Source organism: Enterobacter sp. 296B2 (assembly GCF_034106185.1).
Taxonomy (GTDB): Bacteria; Pseudomonadota; Gammaproteobacteria; order Enterobacterales; family Enterobacteriaceae; genus Enterobacter; species Enterobacter cloacae_N.
The window spans coordinates 38,724-54,125 of sequence record NZ_JAWNCA010000014.1; the positions used below are offsets into that span (position 1 = coordinate 38,724).

14 protein-coding genes are annotated in these 15,402 nt (G+C 58.3%); 5 read left to right on the plus strand and 9 right to left on the minus strand.

Translation table 11 applies throughout. From position 1 onward, the window contains the following. Positions 1-76: 76 nt before the first annotated feature. The gene (locus URZ40_RS12360) at positions 77-1,309 is read right to left on the minus strand and encodes an MFS transporter (protein ID WP_116343423.1); all 1,233 of its coding nucleotides are present in this window, start codon (positions 1,307-1,309) and stop codon (positions 77-79) included. A 168-nt stretch (positions 1,310-1,477) separates the two neighbouring features. On the opposite strand from URZ40_RS12360, the gene URZ40_RS12365 reads away from it, so the two are divergent. The 3 genes from URZ40_RS12365 (at position 1,478) to deoR (ending at position 3,649) form a co-directional block, all read left to right on the plus strand. After that, positions 1,478-2,206: a phosphatase PAP2 family protein gene (locus URZ40_RS12365; RefSeq protein WP_233002241.1), complete on the plus strand. Its 729-nt coding sequence runs from the start codon at positions 1,478-1,480 to the stop codon at positions 2,204-2,206. 7 nt (positions 2,207-2,213) lie between these two features. After that, positions 2,214-2,822: an undecaprenyl-diphosphate phosphatase gene (gene ybjG / locus URZ40_RS12370; protein ID WP_166710568.1), complete on the plus strand. Its 609-nt coding sequence runs from the start codon at positions 2,214-2,216 to the stop codon at positions 2,820-2,822. Between the two features lie 68 nt (positions 2,823-2,890). Further along, on the plus strand, positions 2,891-3,649 hold the full coding sequence (deoR, locus tag URZ40_RS12375; RefSeq protein ID WP_163330807.1) for a DNA-binding transcriptional repressor DeoR: 759 nt from the start codon (positions 2,891-2,893) through the stop codon (positions 3,647-3,649). Between the two features lie 67 nt (positions 3,650-3,716). On the opposite strand, the gene dacC is transcribed toward deoR, so the two are convergent. Further along, positions 3,717-4,922 carry a serine-type D-Ala-D-Ala carboxypeptidase gene (gene dacC, locus URZ40_RS12380; RefSeq protein WP_116343419.1) on the minus strand — a complete coding sequence of 402 codons (1,206 nt, stop codon included), beginning with the start codon at positions 4,920-4,922 and terminating at the stop codon, positions 3,717-3,719. A gap of 241 nt (positions 4,923-5,163) precedes the next feature. Here dacC and URZ40_RS12385 point away from each other — a divergent pair, with 241 nt between their 5' ends. Continuing rightward, positions 5,164-5,790 (plus strand): glutathione S-transferase family protein, encoded by a 627-nt coding sequence (locus URZ40_RS12385; RefSeq protein ID WP_316380003.1) that lies wholly within the window; start codon positions 5,164-5,166, stop codon positions 5,788-5,790. Here URZ40_RS12385 and URZ40_RS12390 read toward each other — a convergent pair whose 3' ends face one another. Both URZ40_RS12390 and bssR read right to left on the minus strand, forming a co-directional pair. Further along, positions 5,791-6,909: a PQQ-dependent sugar dehydrogenase gene (locus URZ40_RS12390; protein ID WP_163330805.1), complete on the minus strand. Its 1,119-nt coding sequence runs from the start codon at positions 6,907-6,909 to the stop codon at positions 5,791-5,793. It lies immediately after the preceding gene. Positions 6,910-7,017: 108 nt separating this feature from the next. Then, positions 7,018-7,401 carry a biofilm formation regulator BssR gene (bssR, locus tag URZ40_RS12395; protein WP_116343416.1) on the minus strand — a complete coding sequence of 128 codons (384 nt, stop codon included), beginning with the start codon at positions 7,399-7,401 and terminating at the stop codon, positions 7,018-7,020. A gap of 216 nt (positions 7,402-7,617) precedes the next feature. On the opposite strand from bssR, the gene rimO reads away from it, so the two are divergent. Further along, positions 7,618-8,943, plus strand: a complete 1,326-nt coding sequence (rimO, locus tag URZ40_RS12400) for a 30S ribosomal protein S12 methylthiotransferase RimO (protein ID WP_032639113.1) — start codon at positions 7,618-7,620, stop codon at positions 8,941-8,943. Positions 8,944-9,051: 108 nt separating this feature from the next. Here the strand turns inward: rimO and gsiD are convergent, their stop codons facing one another. The 5 genes from gsiD to iaaA are packed head-to-tail and all read right to left on the minus strand — an operon-like array spanning position 9,052 to position 15,274. Next, positions 9,052-9,963, minus strand: coding sequence for a glutathione ABC transporter permease GsiD (gene gsiD, locus URZ40_RS12405; protein ID WP_320720616.1), 912 nt, complete (start codon positions 9,961-9,963; stop codon positions 9,052-9,054). Between the two features lies 1 nt (position 9,964). After that, on the minus strand, positions 9,965-10,885 hold the full coding sequence (gene gsiC / locus URZ40_RS12410) for a glutathione ABC transporter permease GsiC (RefSeq protein WP_116343413.1): 921 nt from the start codon (positions 10,883-10,885) through the stop codon (positions 9,965-9,967). Between the two features lie 5 nt (positions 10,886-10,890). Beyond that, complete coding sequence (gene gsiB / locus URZ40_RS12415; protein WP_320720617.1) at positions 10,891-12,429, minus strand: glutathione ABC transporter substrate-binding protein GsiB; 1,539 nt, start codon at positions 12,427-12,429, stop codon at positions 10,891-10,893. 23 nt (positions 12,430-12,452) lie between these two features. Continuing rightward, complete coding sequence (gsiA, locus tag URZ40_RS12420) at positions 12,453-14,324, minus strand: glutathione ABC transporter ATP-binding protein GsiA (RefSeq protein WP_320720618.1); 1,872 nt, start codon at positions 14,322-14,324, stop codon at positions 12,453-12,455. Positions 14,325-14,335: 11 nt separating this feature from the next. Then, the gene (gene iaaA, locus URZ40_RS12425; protein WP_116343410.1) at positions 14,336-15,274 is read right to left on the minus strand and encodes a beta-aspartyl-peptidase; all 939 of its coding nucleotides are present in this window, start codon (positions 15,272-15,274) and stop codon (positions 14,336-14,338) included. Positions 15,275-15,402: the final 128 nt, after the last annotated feature.

Sequence of the window (15,402 nt, forward strand, 5' to 3'; positions counted from 1 at the left end):
CGTTCTGAAACAACCTTATTGCTTCTGCTTATAAATTACTGGGGATCCCTCAGCCCACGGGTAGAGGGAATAATAATTAGGGTTGCAGGGCGTTTCCGACGCGTTTGTCCTTCAGGAACACCACCATCAGTCCAACCCACAGCGCGCCGTTGGCGAGGTTAAACAGGCTGAACAGACCGTTGCCGCCCAGGGCGTAGGCATGCTTGCTCACTTCGATACCGACGGTAAAAATCAGCATCTGCAGCATCCCCATCGCCGCGGACACCGTGCCTTTACTCATCTCGCTCGCAAACAGCGTCAGGCGCACCAGGCCGGCGTTCGCCACGCCAATCCCGAAAGCATAAATACTCAGCCCCGCCGTCATCCACAAGTAGGCGTGGGATGACGCGACGGTCGCCACCGCAGCAAGAATCAGACCTGCCGCAATCGGCCAGCCGCCCATAATAATCAGGGAACGCACGGTGCGGCGAGACGTCAGACGGGCCAGCACCAGGTTACCGATAATCAGCGCGCCAAAGATCGGCACCTGCAGCAGGCCGTACTCATAACTGCTGAGTTTTTCACCGCTGATGATTATAACCGGTGACTGCGCGATCCACGCCAGCAGCGGCAGGCTAACGAATCCGGTCGCCAGCGCCCCCGCCACAAAGCGGCCATTTTTCAGCACTGCTTTGTAATCCCGGCCCAGCTCTTTCAGCGAGAGTTTTTCGCCCAGACGGGTAGCCGTTTCCGGCATCGCACGGTGCAGGCCGAAGAACGCAATAGCGGCGAGAACGGCAAAGAGCACAAACATCCCTTCCCACGGTGCAACGTGCACCCATGCGGCCCCCACCAGCGGCCCGAGTAAGGGGGCGATCAGCGCCACGTTCGCCATCAGCGCGGTAATTTTGATACACACCGCCTCTTCAAACGATTCCTGAATGGCGGCATACCCCACGGCGCCAATAAAGCACAGGCTGACCCCCTGCAGGAAGCGCAGCAGGGTAAATTGCTCAATGTTTTGCGCCAGCAGCGTAGCAAGACAGGTGACGATAAACCACACCACCCCCGTCAGCATGACCGGACGGCGGCCAATACGATCCGACAGCGGGCCTAACAGCCACTGTAAAAACATGCCGCCGGCCAGGTAGGCGGTCATGGAGGTCGGCACCCACTCAATTCCCGCGTTGTACTGCTCCACAACGGCCAGCATACCGGGCTGGATCATATCGTTGCCGATATAGGTAGAGAATTCGTAGAGCACCAGACACAGGGGGAAAAGCAACGCCTGACGACCCAGACGTGAACCAGAAGTAGAACGGTTTAACATGCAATCTCTTTATGATGACAAAATCGCGACGAGTGTAATGAAATGCCGCAGCCCGAGATAGTAATTTATCGAGGATAAACAGAAATAAAGCACATATCGTCTTCGTTTAAGGTTTCCTTAAGTTGACAGATTTATGATAGCCCGATTATTCGTCAACGACCTCATATTATGGCACTCACTTCCAGCCGTTCAGAATTGTCTAACTTACAGACAAATAAGACAAAACGACTTTACCGCTTACCGCCCCGCTTTTATGGTTATCAGCTTTTAGTGCTGATAGTCCTTGCCGTGGTGTTTACCTGGCTATCGCGCAATGAAGCACTCGACAGATGGATCACCGGCTTTTGGTATGACGCGGCGACACAGACTTTCCCGCTGCAGAAAGACCACCTGCTGGATCTGCTGAACCATCGTCTGGCGAAGTACATTGCGATCGCCTTAGGCGCCATGGCGCTGTTTTACGGCGCTTATAAACGTAATGCAAGGCTGGTCACCGCTGCGCTGCTGATGGGGCTTGGCGCGCTGGTGGTCGGCGTGCTGAAAAGCATGAGCCACCATAGCTGTCCGTGGGATCTGGTGGAATATGGCGGTAAGGCCGTGTCTTACCCTCTGTTCAGTTCCGTTCCGGCAGACAGCGGTCCGGGGCGCTGTTTCCCAGGAGGTCATTCCTCCAGCGGCTTTATGGTGATGGGGCTGTTTTTTGCCTTCTGGCGCGAGCGTCCGCGTCTCGCCTGGAGTTTTGTTGCCCTCGGCGTACTGCTCGGTCTGGCGATGGGCTTCGGCCAGGTCATGCGCGGGGCACATTTTTTCTCTCACAACCTGTGGGCCGGGTGGTGGGTCTGGTTTTCCCAGGTGGCAGTCTACGGGCTGGTTTCCACCCGGTTTGCAAAAGAGTGATAACGCTATGCTAGAGAATCTGAATTATCAGCTGTTTTATCTGATCAACGCCACCCCGGCCTCGCCAGAGTGGATGATCGATTTTGCCACCTTTCTGGCGAAAGACCTTATCAGTATTGTGCCTGCGCTGGCAGCCATTCTCTGGCTGTGGGGGCCCCGCAGCCAGGTCAAGGCGCAGCGCCAGCTGGTGATTAAAGTGGCAATGGCACTCGGAGTAAGCGTACTGGTCAGCTATATTCTCGGCCACGCGTTCCCGCACGATCGTCCGTTTGTCGATCGCATCGGCTATACCTTCCTGCACCACGCGCCGGATGACTCCTTCCCGAGCGATCACGGTACGGTTATCTTCACCTTCGCGCTGGCTTTCCTGTTCTGGCATCGCCTGTGGTCTGGTGCAGTCCTGATGGTGGCGGCCCTGGCAATCGCCTGGTCTCGCGTTTACCTGGGCGTTCACTGGCCGCTCGATATGGTGGGCGGTTTCCTGGTCGGGCTGATTGGCTGCGTGAGCGCGGCTATCCTGTGGAGCCTCTTCGGTGAAGCGCTCTACCGCACGCTGTCTTCACTCTATCGTGCCATTTTCGCTATCCCGATCCGCAAAGGCTGGATACGTGACTAACCCCAACCTGACAGGTTACACTTGACCCCCCGCCCTGCGGGGGTTCACTTTTTTTATCCCGAGGAACTATGGAAACACGTCGCGATGACCGCATTGCTCAGCTGCTACAGGCGCTGAAGCGCAGCGATAAGCTGCATCTTAAGGAAGCCGCCAACCTCCTCGGCGTCTCAGAGATGACCATTCGTCGGGATCTGAACAGCGAAAGCGCGCCCATCGTGCTGCTGGGCGGGTATATTGTACTTGAGCCGCGTAGCGCCAGCCATTATCTGATCAGCGACCAGAAGACGCGGCTGGTGGACGAGAAACGCAAAGCCGCGCGCCTTGCGGCCACGCTGGTACAGCCGCACCAGACGCTGTTTTTTGACTGCGGAACGACCACGCCGTGGATTATCGAAGCCATCGACAGCAGCATTCCCTTTACCGCCGTGTGCTACTCCCTGAACACCTTTCTGGCGCTTCAGGAGAAACCCGAGTGCAGGGTAATCCTCTGCGGCGGCGAGTTTCACGCCAGCAACGCCATCTTCAAGCCGCTTAACCTGCAGGACACGCTCAGCAATTTATGCCCGGACATCGCGTTTTATTCTGCCGCAGGCGTGAACGTGCGCCAGGGTGCAACCTGCTTTAATCTGGAAGAGCTGCCGGTGAAGCACTGGGCGTTAAGCGCCGCGCAGTACCATGTGCTGGTGGTCGATCACAGTAAGTTTGGCAAGGTGCGTTCGGCAAGAATGGGCGAGCTGGCGCAGTTTGACGCCATCGTCAGCGATTGCCGCCCGGACGACGAGATCGTGGCCCATGCAAAGGCGCAGCAGGTGAAGTTGATGTATTAAGAGGGGTGCGGCCTGACGCCCCCACCCCGGCCCTCTCCCAAAGGGAGAGGGAGAAAACCCACAAGGTTTAACTAAACCAGCTGCCAAACCATCCGTGGAATTTCATCAACACGAAATCCCACATCCGGCTGAAGAAGCCGCCCTCTTCTACCGCTTCCATCACAATCAGCGGACGCTGTTCAATCGACTTGCCATTTAGCTGGAAATCAATTGTCCCGACCACCTGGCCTTTTTTCAGCGGCGCGGTGAGCTGCGGGTCAGTCAGGGTATAGCTGGCCTTCAGGTTTTTCAGCTGGCCGCGCGGAATGGTCACGGAACCGGCCTCACCTGCCCCCAGATTCACCTCGCTCTTGTCACCAAACCAGACGCGCTGGCTGACGAACGTGGCATCCGGTTTAATCGGCGTCACGGTTTCATAGAAGCGGAAGCCCCAGGTCAGCAGTTTTTCTGATTCATTAAAGCGGATGCGGTCGGTTTTGGTGCCCAGCACCACCGAGATCAGACGCATATCGCCCTGCGTCGCGGAGGCCACCAGGTTATAGCCCGCACCGGCCGTAGTGCCGGTCTTCATTCCGTCCACGTTGACGTTGCTGCTCCACAGCAGACGGTTGCGGTTCGGCTGGCGAATTTTGTTGAAGGTAAACTCTTTCTCTTTGTGGATGGCGTATTCATCCGGCACGTCATGGATCAGCGCTTTCCCCAGCAGCGCCATGTCGCGCGCGGTACTGAATTGTCCCGGCGCATCCAGACCGTGAACCGTTTTGAAGGTGGTGTTGGTTAAGCCGAGCTTCTGCGCATAGCCATTCATTAAACCAATGAAAGAATCCTGGCTGCCGGCAACGTAATCGGCCAGCGCGATGCACGCATCATTTCCCGACTGAATGATTACCCCTTTATTCAGATCGGAGACGGAGACCTGATCGCCAGGCTTCAGGAACATCACCGACGAGCCGCGCAGCGCCGGGTTTCCGGTCGCCCAGGCATCCTTCCCGATGGTAACCATATCGTCCAGCTTGATCTTGCCCGCTTTTAACGCCTGCCCGACGACATAGCTGGTCATGATTTTGGTCAGGCTCGCCGGATCGAGTTTCTCATCGGCATTGCCTTCCGCCAGCACTTTACCGCTGGAATAATCCATCAGTATCCAGGCGCGCGCGTCCACTGGCGGCGCTTCGGGCGCAGCCTGTTCAGCCGCGTAGAGCGTTGGTGCAAACAGGAAAAGGAGCGCAGAGCCTGCCGCCAGGCTGCGCAGAGAAGTCATTTTTCGCGTCATAAATGCCACCCGAGTGTCCATTCAAAAATTACGTCACATCACCGTGTCGCAAGAAGCGATGAGTAATAGCGCACTAAAACGGTTAAAGAAACCCAACGAGGGTAAAGTTATTAAAGTTTATGCAATAACATTCATTTACGCTTTGATTCAGGCGATTTTTTTGTCTTCTGTTGCGTAATTGTTAGGTTTATCTCACCATGGCGAAAAGCCGACCCGGATTCACATCTCATCAGGAGAAAATATGATTACGCTGTGGGGCAGGAACAATTCGACCAACGTTAAGAAAGTGCTCTGGACGCTGGAAGAGCTGGATTTACCGTTTAATCAAATCATGGCTGGAATGGCGTTTGGCGTGAACAAAGAGGCCGACTTTCTGGCCATGAACCCGAACGGCCTGGTGCCGCTGCTGCGCGATGACGAAACAGACGCGACGCTTTGGGAGTCCAACACCATTGTGCGTTACCTCGCCGCCCAGTACGGTCTTGGCCGCCTGTGGGTTGAAAACCCGGCGCAGCGCGCCCAGGGTGAGAAATGGATGGACTGGGCAAACCAGACGCTCTCCCCCGTTCACCGCGTGATCCTGATGGGGCTGGTGAGGACCCCTGAAGCCGAGCGCGACTACCCTGCTATTCATGCCGCGCAGGATGCCTGCGAAAACCTGTTTGCCATGATGGATGACGAACTGGCGAACCACGCCTGGTTCTCCGGTGAGGCGTTCGGCGTGGGTGATATTGCCGTTGCGCCGTTCGTCTGGAACCTGACCAACCTCGGTCTGAAGTGGACCCCGCGCCCGCACCTTGAGCGCTGGCTTAAACAGCTGAGCGATCGCCCGGCATACCGTAACGTGGTGATGATCCCGGTCACCTGATTACGCTCCGGACGGGCTGACTTTCAACAGCTGCCCGTCCGTTTCATCCGTCAGTACATACAGATACCCGTCCGGCCCGACCCGCACGTCGCGAATGCGCTGTTCCCGGTCGCCCAGGATCCGACCGTCCTCCGTGACCCTGTTGCCGTCCACGCTCAGCACGATAACGTCCTTCTCCTTCAGTGCGCCGATAAACAGCTTGTTTTTCCACTGCGGGAACACGTCGCTGTTGTAGAACGCCATGCCGCTGACGGCGGGTGACACTTTCCAGACAAACAGTGGCTTCTCCGCGCCCTCAACGTGCTCGCCTTTGGCCTCCGGGATTTTCAGCCCGCTGTAGTTGATGCCGTGCGTCGCCAACGGCCAGCCGTAATTTTTGCCCTTCTCCGGGATGTTGATTTCATCCCCGCCGCGCGGGCCGTGCTCGTTCAGCCACAGCGTGTCGCTCCACGGGTTCATCGCCATTCCCTGCGGGTTGCGAATACCATAAGACCAGATTTCAGGCCGCGCGCCGGAGGTATTCACAAACGGGTTATCCGGCGGCACTTTGCCGTCTTCGGTGAGGCGCACCACTTTACCCTGCAGCTTGTCCAGATCCTGCGCCGTCGGGCGCTGGTTGTTCTCGCCGAGTCCGATAAAGAGATACCCTTTTCCGTCGAACACCAGTCGCCCGCCAAAATGGTTTCCGGTAGAGAGTTTCGGCATCTGGCGGAACACCACCTGAAATCCCTCGATGCGGGAAAAATCGTCGCTCAGGCGGCCATAGCCCACCGCCGTTCCGGCCTTGCCGTCCTGCCCGGCTTCGGCATAGCTCAGCCAGACGCGACGCGACTTTTCAAAATCCGGCGCCAGCACCACGTCCAGCAGTCCTCCCTGGCCGTTCGCCCACACCTTCGGCACGCCGACAATGGGATCGGAAAGCCCTTTCCCGGCCTGCCAGCGCTTGAGCTGCCCGCCCTTAAGGGTGACCAGTAAACCGTTATTGCCCGGCAGGAACGCCATCGACCACGGGTGATCGAGTCGGTTTTGCAGCACCTCAACCTTCACCGCCTCTGGCGCGGCAATAAGCGAAAACGGAATGAATAACGCAGGCAGGAAAATCAACGAGGATCGAGGCATAACGCGCTCCTTTTTCGGCATATGGCATAAAGATTAGCCATTACCTCCGGGCGCGTTACCACTTTTACAAAAGCTTAATCAGATGGGGGGAGTTGTCTCCCCCCGGGCTCAGTGCTGTGAAAGCGTCTCGTGCTTATTCAGGCACATGATGCAAAGAGAGAGCGTTGTCAGGCAGTTTTCAAGCTTCTCCGCGTTAACAGCGATAAAATTCGGGCAGTCGTGGCGTCCGTTCATCAAACATACCCCTGCAATGGAGAGCACCTCAGCGGCACGGCGCAGCGCCATTAGCTCGCATTCATCGTATTCCGCCTTCAGGGTTGGTGCTTTTTCACGCATGAAATTACACAGTTCAAACAGGTTATCACGCAGATGTTCGCTTTCGCTGACTGACATATAGCCCTTTGCCTTCCTGAGCTGCAGATAGGCGGCCAGGTCGATTCGGGCGTTGATCAGCTTGTTAAGCAGATCGCGTTTCAGTCTGTCAACGGACATGCTATTTCCTCCTCTGTCAGCCATATTGCACATTCAGAATAAGTTCATTTTTTGTACAGTTTAATGCCTGAGATCAATTATTCTTAACCAATTAACATTATTTACAATGTTACAACCTCTACCCGGCCCATCCCGCTTGCAAAGAGTGTATAAATCCCACGCGATACGCTGTAAAATCCCGCCCTGATAACTCCATAATTGATGAATTTTTAACCTATGAGCAATGTTACGCACCAGCCGAAAATCGGCTTCGTCTCCCTGGGCTGCCCGAAAAACCTGGTGGATTCCGAACGCATCCTGACCGAACTGCGCACCGAAGGCTATGACGTGGTGCCAAGCTACGACAACGCCGATATGGTGATAGTGAACACCTGTGGCTTTATCGACAGCGCGGTGCAGGAGTCACTGGAAGCCATCGGTGAAGCCCTGACCGAAAACGGCAAAGTGATCGTGACCGGCTGTCTGGGTGCGAAAGAAGACCAGATCCGCGAAGTGCACCCGAAGGTGCTGGAGATCACCGGCCCGCACAGCTACGAGCAGGTGCTGCAACATGTTCATCACTACGTGCCAAAACCCAAGCACAACCCGTTCCTGAGCCTGGTGCCGGAACAGGGCGTGAAGCTGACGCCGCGCCACTACGCTTACTTAAAAATTTCTGAAGGCTGCAACCATCGCTGCACCTTCTGCATTATCCCGTCCATGCGTGGCGATCTGGTGAGCCGTCCGATTGGCGAAGTGCTGGCGGAAGCTAAACGCCTGGCCGACGCGGGCGTGAAGGAGTTGCTGGTGATTTCCCAGGACACCTCCGCGTACGGCGTGGACGTTAAGCACCGCTCCGGGTTCCACAACGGCGAGCCGGTGAAAACCAGCATGGTGGGCCTGTGCGAGCAGCTGTCTAAACTGGGTATCTGGACGCGTCTGCACTACGTCTACCCGTACCCGCACGTTGACGACGTGATCCCGCTGATGGCGGAAGGCAAAATCCTGCCATACCTGGATATCCCGCTGCAGCACGCCAGTCCGCGTATCCTGAAGCTGATGAAGCGCCCTGGCTCGGTTGACCGCCAGCTGGCGCGCATCAAGCAGTGGCGCGAGATCTGCCCGGAATTGACCCTGCGCTCCACCTTCATCGTCGGCTTCCCGGGTGAAACCGAAGAAGACTTCCAGATGCTGCTCGACTTCCTGAAAGAAGCGCGTCTTGACCGCGTCGGCTGCTTCAAATACAGCCCGGTAGAAGGCGCAACCGCCAACGAGCTGGCGGACCAGGTGCCGGAAGAGGTGAAAGAAGAGCGCTGGAACCGCTTCATGCAGCTGCAACAGCAGATCTCTGCCGAGCGTCTGCAGGAAAAAGTGGGCCGCGAAATTATGGTCATCATCGACGAAGTGGACGAAGAAGGCGCGATTGGCCGCAGCATGGCGGACGCCCCTGAAATCGACGGCGCGGTGTACCTGAATGGCGAAACCAACGTTAAGCCGGGCGATATTATTCGCGTGAAGGTTGAAAACGCCGACGAGTATGACCTGTGGGGTAGCCGGGTTTAATTACATTCCCCTCACCCCGGCCCTCTCCCCAAAGGGGCGAGGGAGAAAACCGCACCGAGCAGTCCCCTCTTCCCTCCGGGGAGAGGGTTAGGGTGAGGGGCAATAAACCTACCCCTTAATCCTCGGATCCAGCGCGTCGCGCAGCCCGTCCCCCAGCAAATTAAACGCCAGCACGGTCAGAAAAATCGCCAGACTCGGGAAGATCGCCACGTGCGGCGCAATCACCATATCCGCCCTCGCCTCGTTCAGCATCGCGCCCCACTCCGGCGTCGGTGGCTGAGCCCCCAACCCTAAAAACGACAGGCTGGCCGCCGAGATAATCGACACCCCGATACGCATGGTGAAATAGACCACGATGGACGATACCGTGCCCGGCAGAATATGGCTAAAGAGGATGGTAGCATCGCTTGCCCCCATGCTGCGGGCGGATTCGATAAAGGTTTGCTGTTTCAGCACCAGCGTGTTGCCGCGCACCAGGCGCGCAAATGCAGGGATTGAGAACACCGCGACGGCGATAATCACGTTCGCCATACCACTGCCCATGATCGCCACCACGGCAATCGCCAGCAGAATGCCGGGTAAGGCAAACAGCACGTCGCAGATGCGCATGATGATGCGGTCCCACCAGCCTTCGTAATACCCGGCGACAAGCCCCAGCACGGTGCCGATGGCCGCGCCGATCAGCACCGCGAACACTCCGGCGGCGAGAGAAATCTGCGCCCCCACCAGCACGCGGCTGAAGATATCGCGACCGAGGGAGTCCACGCCGAACCAGTGCAGCATCGAGGGGCCGTCGTTCAGACGGTCGTAGTCAAAATAGTTCTCCGCATCAAACGGCGCCACCCAGGGCGCAACGATCGCCACCGCGATCAGCAGCAGCACAAACAGCCCCGCCGCCATCGCGACCGGCTGACGGCGAAAACGCCGCCAGAATTCGGACCACGGCGTGCGGACATGCTCCGGTTTCAGCCCCGGCATCGCGCTCAAAACGGCCTGACGCCGCCAGTTCAACAATCGCATCTTACTTGTACCTGATGGCCGGGTTAATGGCGGCGTAGAGCACGTCCACCACTAAGTTGATAAGAATAAACTCCAGCGAGAAAAGCAGGACTTCCGCCTGAATCACCGGGTAGTCGCGCATCTCGACGGAATCGACCAGCAGGCGCCCCAGCCCCGGCCAGTTGAAGACCTTTTCCACGACGATAGAGCCGCCCAGCAGGAAGCCAAACTGCAGCCCCATCATCGTCACCACCGGGATCATCGCATTGCGGAACCCGTGCTTGAGAATGACCCACTTCTCGCTGACCCCTTTCGCCCGCGCGGTGCGAATATAATCTTCGCTAAGCACGTCCACGAACGAGGCGCGGGTAAAGCGGGCCATCACCGCCGACACGGCCGCGCCCAGCGTCATGGAGGGCAGAATATAATGCTTCCAGGTATCGGCCCCGACGGTCGGCAGCCAGCCCAGCTCGACGGAGAAGATCTGCATCAGCAGCATCCCCAGCGCGAACGCCGGGAAGGAGATGCCGGTCACCGCCAGCGCCATGCCGAGCTTGTCCGGCCAGCGGTTGCGCCAGACGGCCGCGACAATCCCGGCGCCAAGCCCAAACACCACCGCCCAGCTCATGCTGGCAATCGTTAACCAGAACGTGGGCATAAAGCGGCTGGCAATCTCCTCCGACACCGGACGGCGCGACACCATCGAGATACCAAAATCGCCCTGCAGAACGTTGCAGATATAATGGATGAACTGCATATACAGCGGCTGGTCGAGGCCAAGCTGTTTACGCACCAGGTCAATGACGGTGGCATCCGCTTCGGGCCCGGCTACCAGACGCGCCGGATCGCCCGGCAGCATATGGACAAACAGAAACACCAGCACCGCCACAATCAGCAGCGTCGGGATAAGCCCCAGCAGGCGTTTACAAACATAGTTCAGCATGAGGTTTATTTTAAATCCGCATCGTCAAAGCTAAAGCCCGTGTCCGGCATGATGTAGAACCCGGTCAACGCTTTGTTATGGGCTGACACCAGTTTCTCCACCACCAGCGGCACCCACGGCGACTCTTTCCAGATAATATCCTGCGCGTCTTTGTAGAGGCGCGCTTTCTCTTCCGGTTTAGTGGTTTTCAGGGCATCGGCCAGATCTTTGTCCACCTGCGGATTGCTGTAAAACGCGGTGTTGAACAAGGTTGGCGGCCAGTTCTGCGAGGCAAACAGCGGCGACAGCGCCCAGTCGGCTTCACCGGTCGAGGCTGACCAGCCGGTGTAGAACATCCTCACCCCGCTCTCTTTCTGCCCTTTTCCCTCTACCTCTGCCGCACGCTGCCCGGCATCCATCGCGGTGACCTGCGCCTTAATCCCCACCTGCGCCAGCTGTTGCTGGGTAAACTGCAGCACCTTCTGGGCAGTACTGTGATTATGCGACGACCACAGCGTGGTGCTGAAACCGTTCGGGAAGCCCGCCTCTTTCAGCAGCTCACGCGCTTTGGCCGGATCGTACGGCCACGGCTGATAGCTTTGCGCATAGGCGATAGCCGGCGGCAGCACGCCGGTCGCCGGGGTGGCATAGCCGGCAAAAGCGACCTTCACCAGCGCCTGCCGGTTAATGGCATAGTTGATGGCCTCACGCACCTTCGGATTATCGAATGGCTTTTGCGTGACGTTCATGCTGATGTAGCGCTGCATGATCGACGGGCTGGCGACCAGCTCCAGCTTGCTGTTTTTCTGCAGAATGGCGGCCTGCTCGTACGGGATCGGGAAGGCAAACTGCGCCTCGCCGGTTTGCAGCATCGCCGCGCGGGTGTTGTTGTCCACTACCGGACGCCAGGTGATGGTGTCCAGCTTCGGCAGCCCTTTCTGCCAGTATCCCGCGAATTTCTTCACCTTCACAAAATCGGTCTGGTTCCAGGTGAGCAATTCGTAAGGACCAGTGCCAACAGGATGGAAGCCGATCTCCTTGCCGTATTTTTTCAGCGCGGCAGGGGAAATCATCGCCGTTGCCGGATGCGCCAGAATATTGATAAACGCGGAGAACGGCTCTTTCAGGGTGATTTTTACCGTCGCCGGGTCGACCACCTCGGTGCTGGCGATATTTTTATACAGGTTATAGCGCTTGAGGCTATTTTCCGGATTGCTGGCGCGATCGAGGTTAACCTTCACCGCCTCCGCATTGAAATCTGTCCCGTCCTGGAACTTCACGCCGGTTCTGAGCTTGATGGTATACACCAGCCCGTCGTCGGACACGGTGTACCCCTCCGCCAGCACGTTTTTGAGCTTCATCTCTTTATCCAGGCCAAACAGGCCCTGATAGAACGATTTTGCCACCGCCTGAGAGAGCGTGTCGTTGGCGTCGTACGGATCGAGCGTGGTGAAGTTGGAGCCGACGGCGACCACCACATCTTTGGCGGCGAACGCGGGGGCAGCGGCCAGGGCTGCCGTCACGCTCGCGGCTAACAACCATCTACGCGCTACAAAAGTAACCATTGTGTTCTCCTGCCTGTTGTAAGTTATAACCGCGAAAACGCATTGTCCTGACGCGGGGGAGCCACGAAGTGGCCAGGACCGACCTCGCGCAGCGTCACGCGCTCCACGGCCTCGCCGCGTTTACGTATGTTGCTCGGCATTTCATCCTGCAGCAGCACGCGCTGGCCGTGACGGTGCGCCGGATCGGCAACCGGGACCGCCGCGATAAGCTTGCGGGTATACGGATGCTGCGGGTTTTCAAACACCGCCCTTCGCGGCCCAATCTCGACTATTTGCCCCATAAACATCACCGCCACTCGGTGGCTGATGCGTTCCACCACCGCCATATCGTGCGAGATAAACAGGAAGGCAATTCCCATATCCCGCTGTAAATCCAGCAACAGGTTGATAATTTGCGCCCGGATGGAAACATCCAGCGCCGAGACGGACTCATCGGCAATCACCACCTTCGGGTTCAGCGCCAGCGCGCGGGCGATGCAGATACGCTGACGCTGTCCGCCGGAAAACTCGTGCGGATAACGCCAGGCGTGTTCCGGCTTCAGGCCGACGCGCTCCAGCAGCCAGGCCACGCGACGCTGTGCCGCCTCGCCGTCGAGCAGGTTATGTACCCGCAGCGGCTCCATAATCGAATACCCCACCGTGTGGCGCGGGTCGAGAGAGGCATACGGATCCTGGAAAATAAACTGAATATCCCGCCGCACCGCCTGTAATTTGTTATCTGGCAGGGTGTCGATACGTTCACCGTTAAAGGTTATCGTCCCCTCCTGCGTCTCCACGAGCCTGAGCAGCGCCCGCCCGGTGGTGGATTTCCCGCAGCCGGACTCCCCCACCAGCGCCAGCGTTTCGCCCGGCCAGAGATCGAAACTGACGTTTTCCACCGCGTGCACTTCGCGCTTTACGCGGTTGAAAATTCCGCTGCGCAGCGGAAAACGGGTGACCAGATCGCGCACTTCCAGAATGGGCTTACCCGGCACCACGGTGTCCTGCTCGCGCTCATCCTCCTGCGGCTCAGACGCCTCGAGAGAAATCAGGGGGAAGCGGCGCGGCAAATCGCTGCCGTTCATCGCCCCCAGGCGCGGTACCGCCGCCAGCAGCGCTTTGGTATAAGGATGAACCGGCGCGTGAAAGATCTGCTCGACCGGGCCAGTTTCCACCGCGCTGCCCTTGTGCATGACCAGCACCCGATCGGCAATATCGGCGACCACGCCCATATCGTGGGTGATAAAGATCACCCCCATCTCCATCTCCTGCTGCAGCACCTTGATGAGCTGCAGGATCTGCGCCTGAATCGTCACGTCCAGCGCCGTCGTCGGTTCATCAGCAATCAGCACCGCCGGACGGCAGGAGAGCGCCATGGCAATCATCACCCGCTGGCGCATGCCGCCGGAGAGCTGATGTGGGTAGCGCCCCAGAATGGCCTGCGCCTCCGGAATGCGCACCAGCTCCAGCATCCGTCGGGCCTCTTTCAGCGCCTCATCGCCGCTCAGACCCTGATGCAGCCGGATGGACTCGGCAATTTGCTCCCCGACCGGGAAAACCGGGTTGAGCGAGGTCATTGGCTCCTGGAAGATCATCGCAATGTCCGCCCCGCGCACGCCCTGCATCTGCGCGCCGCTCAGCTCGTTTAAATCAATGACCTGACGGTTACGTCGGCGCAGGAACATTTTTTCGCTGCCGATCTGCCCGCCCGTCTGTTCCAGCAGGCGCATCAGCGCCAGCGCGGTGACCGATTTACCGGAACCGGACTCACCAACAATCGCCAGCGTCTCGCCGCGCCTGAGCGAGAACGATAAATTCTGTACTGCGGGGATGAACTGCCGCTCTTCCTGAAACGCAATATTCAGCTGGTGGACAGCCAGCACCTCGCGGTTGTCCAGCTCTTCACTGTGCGGCACGCGCAGCCCCCTTATTCACGATAGATGCCCGTGCTCGGCTCATCACCGGCGTAACCCCAGGCGCGATACATCCCTTCGCTGTTAAACGGCAGAGCCACGTTGCCCTCACGATCCACGGCAATGAGCCCGCCGACGCCGCCCAGGGCGGGCAGTTTCTCCATCACCACGCGCTCGCAGGCTTCGCTCAGGCTTAAGCCGCCGTAATCCATCAGCGCGGTGATATCGTAGGCCGCCAGGGCGCGAATAAACACTTCCCCGGTGCCGGTACACGACACCGCCGCCGTGGCGTTATTGGCATAGCAGCCCGCGCCCGGCAGCGGGCTGTCGCCAACGCGTCCGGGCAGCTTGTTGGTCATCCCGCCCGTTGACGTCGCCGCCGCGAGGTTTCCGGCCTTATCCAGCGCCACCGCACCGACCGTGCCCATTTTGGTGGTTTCATCCAGCGGCGCACTATGGTCAAGCTGCGTCATGCCCGCCGTTCGGGCTTCCAGCAGCTGCTGATAGCGTTCTTCCGTGGAAAACAGATCCGGCGATACCGGTTCCATGCCGTGCTCAAAGGCAAATTTCTCCGCCCCGGCGCCCGCCAGCAGAACGTGCGGACTCTCTTCCATCACCAGTCGCGCCGCCAGCACCGGATTTCGCAGATGGCTCACGCCCGCCACGGCACCCGCCTTCAGGGTGACGCCGTCCATCACGCAGGCATCCAGCTCGTGGGTTTCATCCCGGGTAAAGACCGAACCGATTCCGGCATTAAAGAGCGGACACTCTTCCAGCAGGCGCACCGCCTCGGTGACCACATCCAGCGCGCTCTCGCCCGCTTCCAGCATTTTCTGGCCCGTTTCCACAATGGCGTACAGCGCGTCGATATAGCGCTTTTCCTGCTCGGGGCTGAGCTGTGCACGGGTGATTGCCCCGGCGCCACCATGAATTGCGATTACCGCATTAACCATTCGCATCACCCGTTAGCCTGATTTGCGGCTTTTTCTATAAATATCATTATCGTCGATGAAACTTCAGATGATTTTTGAATATAGAAAGACGCAACAGTGATGTAAAGCGTACACCCATCGGGTCATAC

What these genes read in the sequence shown, in the direction of transcription:
- URZ40_RS12390 (WP_163330805.1), bottom strand. Translation starts at nt 6,909, where the DNA reads ATGCCTCGATCCTCGTTGATTTTCCTGCCTGCGTTATTCATTCCGTTT.
- gsiD (WP_320720616.1), bottom strand. Translation starts at nt 9,963, where the DNA reads ATGCGATTGTTGAACTGGCGGCGTCAGGCCGTTTTGAGCGCGATGCCG.
- deoR (WP_163330807.1), top strand. Translation starts at nt 2,891, where the DNA reads ATGGAAACACGTCGCGATGACCGCATTGCTCAGCTGCTACAGGCGCTG.
- URZ40_RS12360 (WP_116343423.1), bottom strand. Translation starts at nt 1,309, where the DNA reads ATGTTAAACCGTTCTACTTCTGGTTCACGTCTGGGTCGTCAGGCGTTG.
- gsiC (WP_116343413.1), bottom strand. Translation starts at nt 10,885, where the DNA reads ATGCTGAACTATGTTTGTAAACGCCTGCTGGGGCTTATCCCGACGCTG.
- URZ40_RS12365 (WP_233002241.1), top strand. Translation starts at nt 1,478, where the DNA reads ATGGCACTCACTTCCAGCCGTTCAGAATTGTCTAACTTACAGACAAAT.
- gsiB (WP_320720617.1), bottom strand. Translation starts at nt 12,429, where the DNA reads ATGGTTACTTTTGTAGCGCGTAGATGGTTGTTAGCCGCGAGCGTGACG.
- bssR (WP_116343416.1), bottom strand. Translation starts at nt 7,401, where the DNA reads ATGTCCGTTGACAGACTGAAACGCGATCTGCTTAACAAGCTGATCAAC.
- rimO (WP_032639113.1), top strand. Translation starts at nt 7,618, where the DNA reads ATGAGCAATGTTACGCACCAGCCGAAAATCGGCTTCGTCTCCCTGGGC.
- URZ40_RS12385 (WP_316380003.1), top strand. Translation starts at nt 5,164, where the DNA reads ATGATTACGCTGTGGGGCAGGAACAATTCGACCAACGTTAAGAAAGTG.
- ybjG (WP_166710568.1), top strand. Translation starts at nt 2,214, where the DNA reads ATGCTAGAGAATCTGAATTATCAGCTGTTTTATCTGATCAACGCCACC.
- dacC (WP_116343419.1), bottom strand. Translation starts at nt 4,922, where the DNA reads ATGACGCGAAAAATGACTTCTCTGCGCAGCCTGGCGGCAGGCTCTGCG.
- iaaA (WP_116343410.1), bottom strand. Translation starts at nt 15,274, where the DNA reads ATGGTTAATGCGGTAATCGCAATTCATGGTGGCGCCGGGGCAATCACC.